Below are 15,393 nucleotides of genomic sequence, written 5' to 3' on the forward strand. Positions count from 1 at the left end.
CTTATAGAGTCTTGATGACATTCACTGAAATGGTCTCGCTGAGCTCACCGAAGGACATGACATCCAGTTCGCGAAAGCGCCCCTCGACCAGTTTTTTGATGTAGCGCCGCACGTCCACCGAACACAGCAGCACCAGGTCCTTCTGCGGCACGTGCAGGCTTTCGAGGCCCAGGCTCAGGCGATCGATCAGGTCTTCGGACTGCGCCGGTTCCAGGTTGAGAAAGCTGCCGCCGGAGGTCTGGCGGATGCCACCACGCACCACCTCCTCGAACTCCGGCGACAGCAGCAGCACGCGCAGGTCGTTGCCATGGGCGAACTTGTTGCTGATGTAACGCCCCAGGCCGCCACGCACGTGTTCGACCAGGGTGATCGTGTCCTTCTCGCGGGAAGCCCAGTGGGCCAGGGACTCGAGAATCAGCTTCATGTTGCGCACCGAGATGCGCTCGCCGACCAGGCGTTGCAGGACTTCGGTGATCTTCTGCACGGTGACGTGGCGATAGACTTCCTTGAGCAGGTCCGGGTAGCGCCCTTCCATTTCGTCCAGCAGCGCCTTGGTTTCCTGCACGCCGAAGAACTCGTTGATATTGCGCGCCAGCAGACTCACCAGGCAGCGGTAGCATTCGTCGTAGGCCGCGCGCAGCTGGTAGCCCAGGTTCGTTGCCGTGCCCTTGCCCTCGGCACCGATCCAGACGCTTTCGAGCTTGTTGCTGTCGCGCCCGCGCACCAGCGGCAAGCCCATGGCGGCCAGCTCCGGCGAATAGTCGAGGACCCGCCAGTGGTCGAAATGGATATCGAACTGATCGGCCCGCACCTCGTTGATCAGCACCGCCACCTGATGCCCCGGCAAGGACTCGGAACCGCGCAATTGCGGCAGCGGGATCTTCAGGCCGTAGTCGACGAAAAACTGGCTGCGAAAACGCTCGGCGAGCCTCGCCCCGCGCAGTTCCTGCAGGCGCGCCGCGGGCACCAGGAACATCAGCGCGACCGTCTCGGTGGCGATATCGTCGACGCTATCGAGCATCCCCAGCTCGCCCTCCGTCACGGTGTCGGACGCTGCCGGCGGCGCGGCCTCCCGCGACTCCGGCGCTGGCGCCCGGGTCTTGCGCCAGCGCAGGAACACCACCAGGGCCAGGACGCCGGCAATCAGCATGAAGGTCGCCAGCGGAAACCCCGGCAGCGTGCCGACCGCCACCGCCAGCAGGGCGCTGACGCCGATGACGAAAGGGTTGCCGAACATCTGGGTGAGCATGTTGCGCCCCAGGTTGGCTTCGTCGCCGTTGACCCGGGTGACGATGAAACCCGCGCCGATGGCGATCAGCAGCGCCGGAATCTGCGCGACCAGGCCATCGCCGATGGTCAACAGGGTGTAGGTCGACAGGGCCGTCGAGAAATCCATGCCCAGCTGGCCGACACCGATGGCGATCCCGCCGAGGAAGTTGACGAAGATGATGATGATCCCGGCGATGGCATCGCCCTTGATGAATTTCATCGCCCCGTCGAAGGAGCCATAGAGCTGGCTTTCCCGCTCCAGCACACTGCGTTTCTCGCGGGCCTGCGCGGCGTCGATGGCGCCGGCCTTGAGGTCGCCGTCGATGCTCATCTGCTTGCCCGGCATGCCGTCCAGGGAAAACCGCGCCGCGACCTCGGCCACCCGCTCCGAGCCCTTGGTGATCACGATGAACTGGACCACGGTGACAATGGCGAAGATCACGAAGCCCACCACCAGGTTCTCGCCGATCACGAACTCACCGAACGAAGCGATGATCTCGCCGGCATCTGCCTGGGTCAGGATCAGGCGGCTGGTACTGATGGACAACGCCAGCCGGAACAGCGTGGTCAACAGCAGCAGGGCCGGGAACGTCGAGAAGGCAAGAATGCTTTCGATGTAGAACGAGCCCATGAAGATCAGCAGCGAGATGACGATGTTCAGGCCGATCAGAAAGTCGACCAGGGGCGTTGGCAAGGGAATGATCAACATCGCGATGATCATCACCATCAACGACAGGATCAGCAGTTCGGGGCGTGCCGAGACACTGCGCAGGAGTCGATCGAGCATGGCTTTCCCTACTCCCCCGGCCAGTTCGCGCCGGTCATGGCGCGCCGTTGCTCGATCTGCTCATGGCCACGGGCGATCTGCGCCAGGGCCGCGAACTGCTCGGCCAATCGCTCCCCCGCGTCGCTGTCGGCAAACAGCTCCTGGGGCAATTGCAGGCAGGCGCGCCGGACCGCCTGCAGCAAGCTCGAACGCTCGCGATGCAACGCCAGCAAAATCTGCTCCCCGAGGACACCGGACAACAGTTGGTCGAGTTCATCGGGGTGCTTCAGCACGCCGAAGAAGAACACCAGCCAGTCGAGTTCCTGCGGGTTGTATTGACGGACCAGGGCATTGTCCAGCAGGCCACCGACAAACATCGCGTCCGCCGAGCGCAGGCGTTTCAGATCGGCGAGACGGGACAGCAATGAGCCGAATTCGCTGCGCGAGCAGCTGGGGTCCTGGGCATCGATGTCCGTCAGCAAGGCGGCCTCGATAAAGGCCAGCACCGCGACCCGCCGGCCCGGCCCGAACAGTGCCACCCAGTCTTCGTAGCTACTGACGGCACCGGCATCGCTTTCGAGGAAATCCCGATAGGCTTCCCGCAGGAACGTCGCCCGCAAGGCCATCGCGTTGCCAAACAGCCGGGCTTTCAGGGCACTGTTGATACCGGCCTTGAGACGCCGCGGCGAAGCCTGGGCGATCACCTGTTCCAGCAGGCTCTCCAGCCGCTGGCGCACCGGGGCTTGCAGTTGCCGGCGCCGGAGCAGTTCGCGCAGCACCAGCGCCAGGTCGCTGTCATCGGGGAACAGGCTGCGGGCCATCTGCAACAACCATTCGACCGGTTTGTCCGCGACCTTGCCCAACGCCAGCACCTGGCGGGCCTTGGGTACCACGTCCTCGTCGAGCACCGACTCGAAACTCTCGGGCCGGCTCTCGGTCTTGAGCTCGAACAGGCGGCGATTGCGAAACTGCGTCAGGGCCGCCGACATCTCATCGCTGCTCTGGATAAACCGCTGGAGCAGCGCCGCCGGGCTGGCGTCCTGGTCGGCCGGGTCGGCATCGGGCTGGGCCTGCGCCTCCTGCCTGGCCAGGTCGAGACGGGCCAGGGAAGCACGGGTCAGGGCTGGATTGATCAACACCCCGTCAGCGCTCCGCCGCTCGCATGAAGGCGCGGCGCACCGCGTCCTGCTGCTCCGCGGTCATCAACCCCTTGCCCAGGTCGCGGGTGCTCTCCTGCAGGGCACCGAGGATTTCCTTGGGCTGGATCAGGAACACCCGCGCAGTGTTGGCCGAGCTGCTGACCCGGTAGCGGAACAGCCCGCCAATCAGCGGAATCGAGCCCAGCAACGGGATGCGCGCCACCTGCTCGCGATGATCGTCACGGGTAAAACCGCCGACCAGCAGGCTCTTGCCCTGGGGCACCCGGGCAACGGTGCTGATCCGCGTACGGCCGACCGTCGGCAGCGGCTGCACCGTGGTGTCATTCGTGGCACGTTCCACTTCGCTGCCGTCCTCGATATTCAGCGACATCTCGATTTCATCGGCGATGGCAAAGCGCGGCAGCACGCTGATCAGCGTGCCGTAGGTCACGCTCTGCAGATCGACACTGCGCTCACCCAGCAACTGCGTGTAGAAGGTGCGGTTGTTGTCGAACAGTGCCGGGACGTTTTCCTGGGTCAGGATCACCGGGCGCGCCACCACGTTGGCGCGGTTCTTCTGCGCCAGGGCCATGACCCGGGCCATGAAGGACACGCCATCGAGGGTCGTCGCCGAGCCGCTGTTGAGCGACACGCCCAACTGGCCGCCGACATCGATCCCGCCCTGCCAGCTCACCCCGAGCTGGTTCAGTTCGTCCTTGTTCAAGTCGATGATCCACAACGACAGCTCGACATGACGCTTGGGCACATCCAGGGCGGCCACCAGGTTCTCGATGAAACGCACCTGCTCGGGCAGGCCCTTGACCAGCAGGCTGTTGGTGTCCGGATACGCCACCACGCGAATGTTCCCCGCGGCGGTTTCCCGCGCCAGCACCCGCGGGGCGGTGGGATCGTCCGGGGAGATCGGCGTGGCCAGTCCTTCGAGGGGAAACTGCGGCATGCGCAACGGATTGCCGGCCACGGTCGAGACTTCCACCCGCGGCTCGACCCCGCCCTGCTCGCCCTTGAGCAGGCTCTCGATCACCGTGGCCATGCCCGGGATCGAGATCTTCTGCTCCCGTTGTTCGTAGCTGCGGTCGCCGACAAAGGTGTTGAGCAGGTGGATCACGCCGATCCGCTGCTGCCCGAGCAACAGTTCGGAGGGCTGGTTGTCCATCAACTGCGCCGCCTGCATGACCAGGTCGACATAGATCGGCGGGCCGGACACGTAAAAGGTCCGGCGCCCGTCATTGCGCAAGGGGTAACGCGAGTCCTCCAGGCCCGACTGGCGCAGGAACTGCTTCAGGGTGTCGACGCTGATCACCCGCAGCGCCACCACCGAGCTTTTCACCTCGGAAGCGTCATACAGGTAGATGGCCTGTCCGTCGCTGTACCAGATCAGCCCCATCTGGGCGACGATGCGGTCGAAGGTCTGCCGTGCCGAATGCAGCGGGAATTCGCCACTGATGCGTTTGCCGGCGGCGGCCTTGCTGACGATGATCGGCTTGCCCAGGGGCGCCGACAACGCGGAAAAGAAGCTGCGCAGGCCTTCCTCGCGGGCCACGTAACCGTCGGTTTTCGCCGGTGCGGCAACCGCCGGCGAGAGCGGCAGGCAGGCCAGCAGCCAAATGCCGAGCCAGTGACGCGAGGCACGCAACGGCGCAGGTTTCAACCCCGCTGCTCCATGAGATCGAGCAGCCGGCTCGGCGCGACCCCGAGCAGTTCGCGAACTTCCTTGGAGAAATGCGACGAGGAGGCATAACCGTATTCCAGCGCCACGTCGGTGAGCGAGCCGCCGCCGCGGATCATCCGCAACAGCGCCTTGGCCGTGCGCCAGTCCCGCAGTTCCGGCTTGGCCGCCCCGCCCAGGGCCTGATGACACAGGCGGCGGAAATGCGAGACCGACACGCCATAACGCCGTGCCAGGCCGATCAGCTTTTCGCTGGCGGTGCCCTGCTCCAGCAGAAACTGCACCAGCCAGTAGCTCGCGCTTTGCCGCAACATCCCGGCAAACCGTCGATAGTCGGCGTCACCGCGCAACGCCCGCTCGATATACCAGCGTTCCAGACCCTCCTTGCTGGCGGCGATCGCCGCGGTCACCGGCAAGGCGGCCCAGGGCTCCGCGCAAGGCCGCCGCTGGGCGAAACCGCCGCCCATGTCGATGAACACCTGCAACTTCATCAGGCAGGTCCCGGACAAGCTCTCGCAGAGCAACCCGCCGGAAACCACCCGCATCGCCGCCCGCCCCACCAGCAGGCCCTGCCAGCCGGCGGGCAGCCACCAGCCGACCCTGAGGTCATCGTGGCACAGGCACACGCCGGCCTCGCCGGCCCGTACGTACAAGATCCGCTCTGCGGATAGAACCCCCGGACACGTTATCGCGAAGCGTTCGTCAACCTGCACCCTGCATCCCACCTGTCTGTCGATGAATCGTCAGCGATCATCGCGTGATCGCCGCGGCAGATCATGATGAGAAGCTGATGAGCCGTCGGCGCGAACCGGGACACTGGCATATGCCTTGCTACATCGGTGAAAACCCTCACCAACGGCGGTTCGGGTGCAAGGACAAAGACGTCGCAACCCGTCAGTGCATAGGCCACGGACCGGGTGCGGCGTTTTTTTATGAAGAGTGAAAAGCCGATGAACGAATTTCCAGCCAATCCCCTGGCCTGGGTCAATGGCAGCGATGCCCCGGAAAAGAATGCCCTCGACCTGGGCTTCATGCCCCTGAGCGATTGCGCCTCGCTGGTGGTCGCCGCCACCCAGGGCTTTGCCCAGCCCTATGGCCTGACCCTCAATCTCAAGCGCCAGCCATCCTGGGCCAGCCTGCGTGACAAGCTGGTCAGCGGCGAACTGGACGCCGCCCACAGCCTCTACGGGCTGGTCTATGCGGTGCACCTGGGCATCGGCGGCAGCCCGGCCACCGACATGGCGGTGCTGATGGGCCTGAACCAGAACGGCCAGAGCATCAACCTCTCGTCAGCCTTGCAAGAGGCCGGTGTGACCAGCCCTGAGGCACTGGACCGACGCGCGCACCAAAACAAGGCAAAGCTCACCTTCGCCCAGACGTTCCCCACCGGCACCCACGCCATGTGGTTGTACTACTGGCTGGCCAGCCAGGGCATTCACCCGTTGCAGGACGTCAACAGCGTGGTCGTCCCGCCGCCGCAGATGGTCGCCCACCTGCAGGCCGGGCGCATCGACGGCTTCTGTGTCGGCGAGCCATGGTGCGACAGCGCGGTCAAGCAGGGCCTGGGCTTTACCCTCGCCACCAGCCAGGCGATCTGGCCCGATCACCCGGAAAAGGTCCTCGGCTGCACCCGCGCCTTTGTCGAGCAGTACCCCAATACCGCCCGCGCCCTGGTGATGGCCGTCCTCGAGGCCAGCCGCTTTATCGAGCAGAGCCCGGAAAACCGCCGGAGCACCGCCCAGTTGCTCAGCGGCAGCGACTACCTCGATGCACCGGTGGAACATATCCAGCCACGCCTGCTCGGCGACTATGAAGACGGCCTCGGCCATCGCTGGCAGGATCCCCACGCGTTGCGCTTCCACGGCAACGGCGAGGTGAACCTGCCCTACCTTTCCGACGGCATGTGGTTCATGACCCAGTTCCGCCGCTGGGGCCTGCTGCGCGAGGACCCCGACTACCTTGGCGTCGCCCGCCAGGTACAACAACTGGCGCTCTATCGCCAGGCGGCGGCGGACCTGGGCATCGAGCATGGCCCCGAAGTGATGCGCAGCAGCCAGTTGATCGACGGCAAGGTCTGGGACGGCTCCGACCCCGCCGCCTACGCCCGCGGCTTCACGCTGCATGCCCTGCACGACGAGCCGGCCGCGCTCGCCCGCCGCTGACAGGAGATCCGAACATGTTGCGTATCCTGCTGATCAACGACACGGCAAAAAAGGTCGGACGGCTCAAGGCCGCCCTGATCGAGGCGGGTTTCGAGGTCATCGATGAATCGGGACTGACCATCGACCTGCCGGCCCGGGTCGAAACCGTGCGCCCGGACGTGATCCTGATCGACACCGAATCCCCCAGCCGCGACGTCATGGAGCAGGTCGTGCTGGTCAGCCGCGACCAGCCCCGGCCCATCGTGATGTTCACCGACGAACATGATCCCGACGTGATGCGCCAGGCCATCAAGTCCGGCGTCAGCGCCTATATCGTCGAAGGTATCCAGGCCCAGCGCCTGCAACCGATCCTCGATGTCGCCATGGCCCGGTTCGAGAGCGACCAGGCCTTGCGTGCCCAGTTGCAGGCACGGGACCAGCAACTGGCGGAGCGCAAGCGCATCGAACAGGCCAAGGGCCTGCTGATGAAGATGAAGAACTGCAAGGAAGAAGAGGCCTATACGCTGATGCGGCGCCAGGCCATGAGCCGCCAGCAGAAGCTGATCCAGGTCGCTGAGCAGATCATTGCCATGAGCGAGCTGCTCGGCTGAGCCGACGGCAGCGATGGCGAATCTGGCCCGCCTCTTGCTAAGTCAATCCTGCAGGTAACCAACGGCGGTTGCCCCACTGTACGACAAAGACGTCGCCCACCCCTTTCGCGCAAGCAGAGCGGGTAGCGGCGTTTTTTGCGTTTTGGCTCCGCAAACGCGGGCCGGTGGTGCAGCCGTGCAGGCGCACCACCCGATGCCCCTTGCTGTAGCCCCTCCCCTGAGACTCTTACCGCTGAGGTGCGTCATGAATGCAAGTTTCTGGAAGTCCGGCCATACGCCGACCCTGTTTTCGGCCTTTCTGTATTTCGACCTGAGCTTCATGGTCTGGTACCTGCTCGGCCCCCTGGCGGTGCAGATCGCCGCCGACCTGCACCTGACCACCCAGCAACGCGGGCTGGTGGTGGCCACGCCGATCCTGGCCGGGGCGTTCCTGCGCTTCCTGATGGGCCTGCTGGCCGACCAGCTGTCGCCCAAGACCGCCGGGATCATCGGCCAGGTCATCGTTATCGGTGCACTGTTCGGTGCCTGGCAACTGGGCATCCACAGTTATGAGCAGGCCCTGCTGCTGGGACTGTTCCTCGGCATGGCCGGCGCTTCGTTCGCCGTCGCCCTGCCCCTTGCCTCGCAATGGTATCCGCCGCAACACCAGGGCAAGGCCATGGGCATCGCCGGGGCCGGTAACTCGGGGACCGTGTTCGCCGCACTGATCGCCCCGCTGCTCGCGGCCTCCTTCGGCTGGAGCAATGTCTTCGGTTTCGCCCTGATCCCGCTGGTGCTCACCCTGGTCCTGTTTGCCTGGCTGGCGCGCAATGCACCGCAACGGCCCAAGGCCAAGTCCATGACCGACTACATGAAGGCCCTGGGCGATCGTGACAGCTGGTGGTTCATGTTTTTCTACAGCGTGACCTTCGGCGGCTTCATCGGCCTGGCCAGCGCCCTGCCCGGCTACTTCAACGACCAGTACGCCCTGAGCCCGGTGACCGCCGGCTACTACACCGCCGCCTGCGTGTTCGGCGGCAGCCTGATGCGTCCCCTGGGTGGTGCCCTGGCCGACCGTTTCGGCGGCATCCGCACCTTGCTCGGCATGTACACCGTGGCGGCGATCTGCATTGCCGCGGTCGGCTTCAACCTGCCCAGTTCCTATGCCGCCCTGGCCCTGTTTGTCCTGGCGATGCTCGGTCTGGGTGCCGGTAATGGCGCGGTGTTCCAATTGGTGCCGCAGCGTTTCCGCCTGGAAATCGGCGTGATGACCGGGCTGATCGGCATGGCCGGTGGCATCGGCGGCTTCGCCCTGGCGGCCGGCATGGGCGCGATCAAGCAGAGCACCGGCAGCTATCAGCTGGCCTTGTGGTTGTTCGCCAGCCTTGGCGTTCTCGCCTGGTTCGGCCTGCACGGGGTCAAGCGGCGCTGGAGAACCACCTGGGGCTCGGCCGCCGTCACCGCCGCACGGGTCTGAGCGCCCAGTGGGCCTGCAACTGAGTTTCGCCCAGGCCACGGCCACCGGCCCGCGCGCGGAAAACCAGGACGCCCTGCGCCTGGTCACCCCGGCGCCAGAGCTGGCAGCCAGCAAGGGTTATCTGTTCGCCATTGCCGACGGCGTCAGCCAGTGCGCCGATGGCGCCCTGGCGGCGCAGTCGACCCTGCAGGCGCTGGCCCTCGACTATTACGCCACGCCGCAGACCTGGGGCGTGGCCCAGGCCCTGGACCGGCTGTTGCTGGCGCAGAACCGCTGGCTGCAAGCCAATGGCGGCGGCCAGCCGCTGCTGACCACCTTGAGCGCCGTGGTCCTGCGTGGCCGCCGCTTTACCCTCGCCCATGTCGGCGATTGCCGGGTCTATCGCTGGCACGCCGGCCAGTTGCAACGCATCAGCCAGGAGCATGTCTGGGAACAACCGGACATGCGGCACGTGCTCAAGCGGGCCATGGGCCTGGATCAGCACCTGGTGGTCGACTACCTCGATGGCGAACTGCGCCAGGGCGAGAGCTTCCTGCTGCTCAGCGACGGGGTCTGGGCCACCCTCGGCGACCCGGCGATCACGGCCATCCTGCGCGAACAGCCGGAACTCGAAAGCGCCGTGGCGACCCTGGTCAGCGCCGCCCACCTGGCCGGCAGCCAGGACAACGCCAGTGCCCTGCTGGTGCGGGTCGACCAGCCGGGGGAAAACAGCCTCGGCGATACCCTGATCCAATTGCAGCAATGGCCCCTGCCGCCCTTGCTGAAGCCCGGCCAGGCGTTCGAAAACTGGCAGGTCGAGAGCCTCCTCGGACAGAGCCGGCAATCGCTTCTCTATCGTGTCCGCGACGCCCAGCAACAGCCCTGGCTGCTCAAGACCCTGCCACCAGGCCGCCACGCGGAGCCTGGTGCCGGGCAGGAACTGCTCCAGGAGGAATGGTTTCTGCGCCGGGTCGCCGGCCGCTGCTTCCCCGAGGTGCATCCCGCGCCGCAACGTCAGCACCTGTATTACCTGATGCGCGAATACCCGGGGCTGACCCTCGCCGAGCTGTTCCAGCAGATCGGCCCGCTGCCCCTGGCGCAATGGCAGGAACTGGCCCGGCGCACCTTGCAGGCGGTCGGCATGCTGCACCGGCGCAATATCCTCCATCGCGATATCAAGCCGGAAAACCTCCACCTGGGCTCCGACGGCGAGCTGCGCCTGCTGGATTTCGGCCTGGCCTATTGTCCGGGGCTGAGCGAGGAACCGCGCCAGGAACTGCCGGGAACACCCGGCTATATCGCACCGGAGGCGTTCGACGGACAGGCCCCGGATATTCGCCAGGACCTCTACAGCGTCGGCGTCAGCCTGTTCTACCTGCTGACGGGGCACTATCCCCATGGGGAAATCGAAGCCTTCCAGCGCCCGCGTTTTGGCGCACCGGTCAGTGCCGGGCGTTATCGTCCCGATCTTCCCGACTGGCTCGCGCAGAGCCTGACTCGCGCCGTCGCGGTCGATCCCGGACAACGCTACGAGACGGCCGAGGAATGGCTGCTGGTCCTGGAAAAAGGTGAACGCAATGTCTTGGGCATTCGCCCGCGCCCCTTGCTGGAACGCGAGCCCCTGAAAGTCTGGCGCACCGTGGCGCTGGTATCGCTGCTGATCAACCTGGCCCTGCTGCTCTGGGCACTGAAGCCCTGAACGCAGCGGGTGCCGGGCAAATCGCAGGCAAAGAAAAGCCCGGCCTGAGCCGGGCTTTTCCGTACAACCAAGCTAATTACTGAGCTTGGGCTTCAACAGACGCTTCTACGCGACGGTTGACAGCGCGACCAGCTTCAGTGGCGTTGTCGGCCACTGGGCGGGATTCGCCGTAACCAACTGCAGTCACACGGCTAGGAGCAACGCCATCCTTGACCAGGACTTGCTTGACAGCGTCAGCACGACGCTGCGACAGCTTCTGGTTGTAGGCATCAGGACCGATGCTGTCAGTGTGACCAGCAACTTCAACGTTGGTAGCTGGGTACTGTTTCATGAAGTCAGCGAGGTTTTTCACGTCGCCGTAGCTGTTAGGCTTGACTACCGACTTGTCGAAGTCGAATTTCACGTCCAGCTCAACCTTGACCACTTGAGCGATTGGAGCTTCTGGAGCCGGTGCTGGCTCTTCGGCAACTGGAGCTGGAGCAGGTGCTGGAGCAACCTTGCCACCGCTACCGCCGAAGTTCACGCCCAGACCAACCAGAGCCTGGTAGTCCCACTTGCCGTTGTCCAGCTTGTAGTCAGCTTCAACGCCGGCACGAGCGTACAGGTTGTCGGTGATGTACCACTTGGCGCCAGCGCCGGTGGTCAGGAAAGTCGACTGGTCACGACCGGTGTGGCCGTCAGCAGCAACGTTGGTCTGGCTGCCGTGAGCAACGCCACCTTCAACGTATGGACGGATTGCATCGCCAACGGTACCGAAGTGGTACTGGCTTTTCAGACCGAACTGATCGCCGCGGATCTTCTGGTTGCCAGTGCCGTCGTTCGAACGGGTGTAGTCCAGTTTGCCGTAAGTGGCATTGACCGACACGTCGTCGGTGATGAAGTAGCCGATCGAAGCGCCTGGGCTACGGCCGTCTTCTACGTGGTTGACGCTGTCGTTGAACTTCTTGCTGTAGAACAGCTCACCCTCGACAGCGCCTTGGCCTTGTGCCAGAGCGCCGAACGAAGTTGCGGCAACAAGTGTACCAACGGCAACGCCCAAGGTGTTTTTCAGTTTCATCCGTTAAATCCCCATCTGGTGATTGTGAATCAGTCCCCAAACCGGGGGACAACTCGGCGACAAGTCTAGCAGAACTTGCCTGAACGTAAGAGATATTTGCGTTGAACTAAGTTTCAGCAATACCCGCAAATTTCTCACGCAATTTATCTAAAGCCCTTTTGTAGCGCATTTTCGTCGCACTCAACCCCATGTGCATGATGTCCGCGATCTCCTGGAACTCCAGCTCTGCGACAAAACGTAGCACCAGAATCTCCCGATCGATCGGGTTCACATGCACCAGCCAGCGATCAAGTCCGGCCTTTTCCTCAGGTACCGGCGCCTTCTCTTCAGACGCCTCCTCGAGCGGGTCGAGACTCAAAGCGTCCATCAGGCGACGCTTTCGCCGTTCTTTTCGGTACTGCGTAATGCACTCGTTGTACGTGATGCTATAAAGCCATGTCTTGAACTTCGATTTGCCCTCGAAGTTCTTGAGGCCATACAAGACCTTCAACATCACTTCCTGACAGACATCGTCAGCATCACGATCGTTCCCTAAATACCTTGAACAAACGCTGAACAAAGTTCGTTGATAGCGGCGCATCAACTCTTCGTAGGCCCGCGTCACATGAAAAAGCTCCACATGCGAACGCGCGACCAGCTCCTCATCAGAGAGCTCGCGGGGGTCGTAGCGCATGGATAGCGATTGGGTTTTATTCAAAACGAGTCGTGCCGACAGTCAGGTCAATGTCCGCCGCAGCCCAGGGTTGCGGGCTTTTCGCGGCGGCATACATTAGCAGGGTTTGCCGGATTAGCGGCTACTCACATGCTGTTCCAGCAGGATCCGATTGGAGAGAGAGACTAGCTCACCCTCATCGGTCAGCAATGTGGTTTTAACCGTGCCGATCTCTTCGATCTGGCCTTCGACCTCGCCAACTCGCACTTGTTGCCCAACCTGATACAACTCACGCACATAGATTCCCGCAAGAATCTGCCCCGCGATCTCCCGGCTGCCCAGGCCCATGGCCAGGGCAACGGCCAGACCGACGGTAATCAACACGATCACGATCACATGGTTCAGCAGGTCGGTCTTGACCTCCAGCTGACTGATCGCCACCGAAATACTGATGATCACCACCAGCCCCTGGGCCACCCGCCCCAGGCCGCTGGCATAGTCCAGGCCCACGCCTTCGGCGGCACCGCGCACCAGGCCATTGACCAGTTGCGCCAGCAACACCCCCACCAGCAGCACCAGGGCCGCGCCGAATACTTTCGGCAAATACAGCGCCAGCATGTCGAGCGTAGCCGAAACTCGCTCAAGTCCAAGGGATTCGGCGGCGGAAACCAGGAAAATCAGCAATATGAACCAGTAGACGATCTTGCCGATCAGGGTCGAGATCGGTACCTGGATGCCCGCGCGACTCAACAACTTGGTCAGCCCGGTGCCCCCCATGAGGCGATCCAGCCCCAGTTTGGCGAGCAATTTGGACAGCAGGGTATCGAGCAGCTTGGCCACGACAAACCCCAGCAGCACCACGACCAGGGCGCCAAACAGGTTCGGAATGAAGTTCGCGACCTTCGTCCACAACGCTGTCATCGCCGCCACCAGACTCCGGGTCCAGAGATCAAGTTCCATATTCAATCAGCCTTATCCGCAGAGCGAGCAGTAGGGGTACGACGAGAAACCGGCATGACATGGGCCGATCCATTGTTCAGGGCGATCATCAGGGCTTGCAGCCAACGCCCCAGCAGACTGAAGAGATCACCCGCGCCGACCTGGCGGTTGGCGGTTTTCAGCACACGCCCCAGGCACGCATCGTCGTCACGGGTGGACGGCGAGGCCTTGAGCATGTCGCGCAGAGACTGTTCAAACGGATCGTGCATACGCACCTCTCGGAATGTCTTGGAAAGACGCGATCAGAATTTTCCGGGTCACATCAAACATGTTTCACAGCCAGCGCAAACGGCGGAACAGCCACCATTGCCCGAGCGCCACGGCGACGATCAGCAGGCAGGCGATGGCAAATCCATAGGGGTCCTGGGACCACGGAATACCGCCGACGTTGATCCCCAGCAAACCGGTGAGAAAGCTCATCGGCAGGAAGATCCCGGTGATGATCCCGAAGCGGTACATGGTCTTGTTCATGCGCACGCTCAGACGCCGGTCTTCGGCCTCCAGCACAAGCCCCACGCGCTCCCGGGTCAATTCGAGCTCCTCGAGATAGCGGGTCAGGCTGTTGTTCAATTCGTTCCAGTAGTCGGCATCATCGCTGGCAAACCAGGGCAGCCTGATACGCGTCAGCTGGCCAAAGATATCCCGCTGCGGAGCCAGGAAACGTTTCAGCCCGGCAGCTCGACGACGTATCTGCACAATGGCCCCATGTTCGGGACTATACCGTTCGTCGGCATCTATCTTTTCTTCCTCTTCATCGACCACTTCCGAGAGGTCGCTGACCAGATCCTGGACTTTCAGCGTCAGGTACTGCGCCATGTAGAGGATCAGTTCCGAGGCGGTTTTCGGCCCCTTGCCCTCATCCAGTTGCACCAGCAACTCATCGGTCGCGCGCAACGGCCGCAGGCGCAGGGAAATCACCCGCTGGGCCGAGGCGAAGATCCGCACCGAGACCATGTCCTCGGGCTCGGCACCCGGGTTGAGGTTGACCCCGCGCAGAAACAGCAGCAGTTCGCTCTCCGGCAACGGCAGCAGGCGTGGACGGGTGTTTTCCTCCAGCAGCAGGTCGCAGCTGAATTCGCTGAGGCCACTGGAGGCGCGCAACCAGGTACGGGTTTGCGGATGGCTGCGATCCCAGTGCAGCCAGAGACTTTCCTCGGGCCGCAACTGCAGATCGTCCAGCTCCGTCCGAGCAATCGAGCGCGCACCACCCTTTCCATCGAGAATCAGGGCATGGACCAGCCCCCATTGCGCGTTGTCTTCCTCGAACATCCTTACCCCTGTGAATTGATTGCGAAAAATTACTCAGGCATCTGCAACGGGCTGGGCGAGACGATCACCCCGTTGTTGTCCGCATAGACATATTCGCCCGGACGGAACGTGACGCCGGCAAAGGTCACCGGCACGTTCAGGTCGCCGATGCCGCGCTTGTCGGTCTTCATCGGATGACTGGCGAGCGCCTGCACGCCCAGGTCGGTTTGCGCGATCACATCGACATCGCGGATGCAGCCGTAGATCACCAGCCCTTCCCAGCCGTTCTTCGCAGCCTTCTCGGCGAGCAGGTCACCGAGCAATGCCCGCCGCAGCGAACCACCACCGTCCACCACCAGCACCTTGCCGGCACCCTTGAGTTCGACCTGGTCCTTGACCAGCGAGTTGTCCTCGAAGCACTTGATGGTCACGATCTCGCCACCAAAGGAGTCTCGCCCACCGAAGTTGCTGAACATCGGTTCAAGCACCTGCACCAGCTCCGGATAGGCATCGCACAGGTCGGGAGTGACGTAATGGTTCATGGGTAAACTCCTGTAGGTGAGAGAACACGATCGGTGTGCCGACAATCCAGGGCGGCTTGCTTGAAGAAACGCTCCGCCCCGGTGAATGTTTAGACAATGACCAGAAACGCTCAATGCGTCATATCTTAGCCGCTACCACTTCGAAGCG

Annotated in this window: 14 protein-coding genes; 4 read left to right on the forward strand and 10 right to left on the reverse strand. The window is 63.3% G+C overall.

Annotated features, from left to right (window positions below; translation table 11 throughout):
• Position 1: 1 nt before the first annotated feature.
• From HX881_RS14760 to HX881_RS14775, 4 genes are read right to left on the reverse strand one after another with little or no spacing between them, the layout of a single operon-like run.
• On the reverse strand, positions 2-2,056 hold the full coding sequence (locus HX881_RS14760) for an EscV/YscV/HrcV family type III secretion system export apparatus protein (protein WP_177085194.1): 2,055 nt from the start codon (positions 2,054-2,056) through the stop codon (positions 2-4).
• Between the two features lie 8 nt (positions 2,057-2,064).
• On the reverse strand, positions 2,065-3,171 hold the full coding sequence (gene sctW, locus HX881_RS14765) for a type III secretion system gatekeeper subunit SctW (protein ID WP_177085415.1): 1,107 nt from the start codon (positions 3,169-3,171) through the stop codon (positions 2,065-2,067).
• Between the two features lie 7 nt (positions 3,172-3,178).
• Positions 3,179-4,843, reverse strand: coding sequence for a type III secretion system outer membrane ring subunit SctC (gene sctC / locus HX881_RS14770; RefSeq protein ID WP_422765937.1), 1,665 nt, complete (start codon positions 4,841-4,843; stop codon positions 3,179-3,181).
• On the reverse strand, positions 4,840-5,514 hold the full coding sequence (locus HX881_RS14775) for a helix-turn-helix domain-containing protein (protein WP_177085196.1): 675 nt from the start codon (positions 5,512-5,514) through the stop codon (positions 4,840-4,842). Before HX881_RS14775 ends, sctC begins: the two co-directional genes overlap by 4 nt.
• A gap of 297 nt (positions 5,515-5,811) precedes the next feature.
• Here HX881_RS14775 and HX881_RS14780 point away from each other — a divergent pair, with 297 nt between their 5' ends.
• The 4 genes from HX881_RS14780 to HX881_RS14795 all read left to right on the forward strand — a co-directional run bounded on the left by HX881_RS14780 (position 5,812) and on the right by HX881_RS14795 (position 10,747).
• Positions 5,812-7,023, forward strand: a complete 1,212-nt coding sequence (locus tag HX881_RS14780) for a CmpA/NrtA family ABC transporter substrate-binding protein (protein ID WP_177085198.1) — start codon at positions 5,812-5,814, stop codon at positions 7,021-7,023.
• Between the two features lie 14 nt (positions 7,024-7,037).
• The gene (locus tag HX881_RS14785) at positions 7,038-7,613 is read left to right on the forward strand and encodes an ANTAR domain-containing response regulator (RefSeq protein WP_017128058.1); all 576 of its coding nucleotides are present in this window, start codon (positions 7,038-7,040) and stop codon (positions 7,611-7,613) included.
• Positions 7,614-7,857: 244 nt separating this feature from the next.
• The gene (locus HX881_RS14790; RefSeq protein WP_177085200.1) at positions 7,858-9,069 is read left to right on the forward strand and encodes a nitrate/nitrite transporter; all 1,212 of its coding nucleotides are present in this window, start codon (positions 7,858-7,860) and stop codon (positions 9,067-9,069) included.
• A gap of 7 nt (positions 9,070-9,076) precedes the next feature.
• Positions 9,077-10,747, forward strand: coding sequence for a protein kinase domain-containing protein (locus HX881_RS14795; protein WP_177085202.1), 1,671 nt, complete (start codon positions 9,077-9,079; stop codon positions 10,745-10,747).
• Positions 10,748-10,823: 76 nt separating this feature from the next.
• On the opposite strand, the gene HX881_RS14800 is transcribed toward HX881_RS14795, so the two are convergent.
• The 6 genes from HX881_RS14800 to rraA all read right to left on the reverse strand — a co-directional run bounded on the left by HX881_RS14800 (position 10,824) and on the right by rraA (position 15,245).
• A complete protein-coding gene (locus tag HX881_RS14800) occupies positions 10,824-11,804 on the reverse strand; it encodes an OmpA family protein (RefSeq protein WP_017128056.1) in 981 nt (326 codons plus the stop codon).
• Between the two features lie 106 nt (positions 11,805-11,910).
• The gene (gene sigX, locus HX881_RS14805; protein WP_085983797.1) at positions 11,911-12,501 is read right to left on the reverse strand and encodes an RNA polymerase sigma factor SigX; all 591 of its coding nucleotides are present in this window, start codon (positions 12,499-12,501) and stop codon (positions 11,911-11,913) included.
• Positions 12,502-12,591: 90 nt separating this feature from the next.
• Positions 12,592-13,416, reverse strand: coding sequence for a mechanosensitive ion channel family protein (locus HX881_RS14810; protein ID WP_042936161.1), 825 nt, complete (start codon positions 13,414-13,416; stop codon positions 12,592-12,594).
• A gap of 2 nt (positions 13,417-13,418) precedes the next feature.
• Positions 13,419-13,670: a CrfX protein gene (locus tag HX881_RS14815; protein ID WP_370590479.1), complete on the reverse strand. Its 252-nt coding sequence runs from the start codon at positions 13,668-13,670 to the stop codon at positions 13,419-13,421.
• A gap of 58 nt (positions 13,671-13,728) precedes the next feature.
• A complete protein-coding gene (locus HX881_RS14820) occupies positions 13,729-14,724 on the reverse strand; it encodes a zinc transporter ZntB (protein WP_177085204.1) in 996 nt (331 codons plus the stop codon).
• A gap of 29 nt (positions 14,725-14,753) precedes the next feature.
• On the reverse strand, positions 14,754-15,245 hold the full coding sequence (rraA, locus tag HX881_RS14825; RefSeq protein ID WP_017128051.1) for a ribonuclease E activity regulator RraA: 492 nt from the start codon (positions 15,243-15,245) through the stop codon (positions 14,754-14,756).
• Positions 15,246-15,393 lie beyond the last annotated feature (148 nt).

The sequence above is a fragment of the Pseudomonas gingeri genome (genome assembly GCF_013386115.1).
In the GTDB taxonomy this organism is placed as follows: Bacteria; Pseudomonadota; Gammaproteobacteria; order Pseudomonadales; family Pseudomonadaceae; genus Aquipseudomonas; species Aquipseudomonas gingeri.

Bases quoted from the DNA above. Each gene is read 5' to 3' on its own strand.
- HX881_RS14780 (WP_177085198.1), top strand. From the start codon at position 5,812: ATGAACGAATTTCCAGCCAATCCCCTGGCCTGGGTCAATGGCAGCGAT.
- HX881_RS14790 (WP_177085200.1), top strand. From the start codon at position 7,858: ATGAATGCAAGTTTCTGGAAGTCCGGCCATACGCCGACCCTGTTTTCG.
- rraA (WP_017128051.1), bottom strand. From the start codon at position 15,245: ATGAACCATTACGTCACTCCCGACCTGTGCGATGCCTATCCGGAGCTG.
- HX881_RS14810 (WP_042936161.1), bottom strand. From the start codon at position 13,416: ATGGAACTTGATCTCTGGACCCGGAGTCTGGTGGCGGCGATGACAGCG.
- HX881_RS14785 (WP_017128058.1), top strand. From the start codon at position 7,038: ATGTTGCGTATCCTGCTGATCAACGACACGGCAAAAAAGGTCGGACGG.
- HX881_RS14760 (WP_177085194.1), bottom strand. From the start codon at position 2,056: ATGCTCGATCGACTCCTGCGCAGTGTCTCGGCACGCCCCGAACTGCTG.
- HX881_RS14800 (WP_017128056.1), bottom strand. From the start codon at position 11,804: ATGAAACTGAAAAACACCTTGGGCGTTGCCGTTGGTACACTTGTTGCC.
- HX881_RS14820 (WP_177085204.1), bottom strand. From the start codon at position 14,724: ATGTTCGAGGAAGACAACGCGCAATGGGGGCTGGTCCATGCCCTGATT.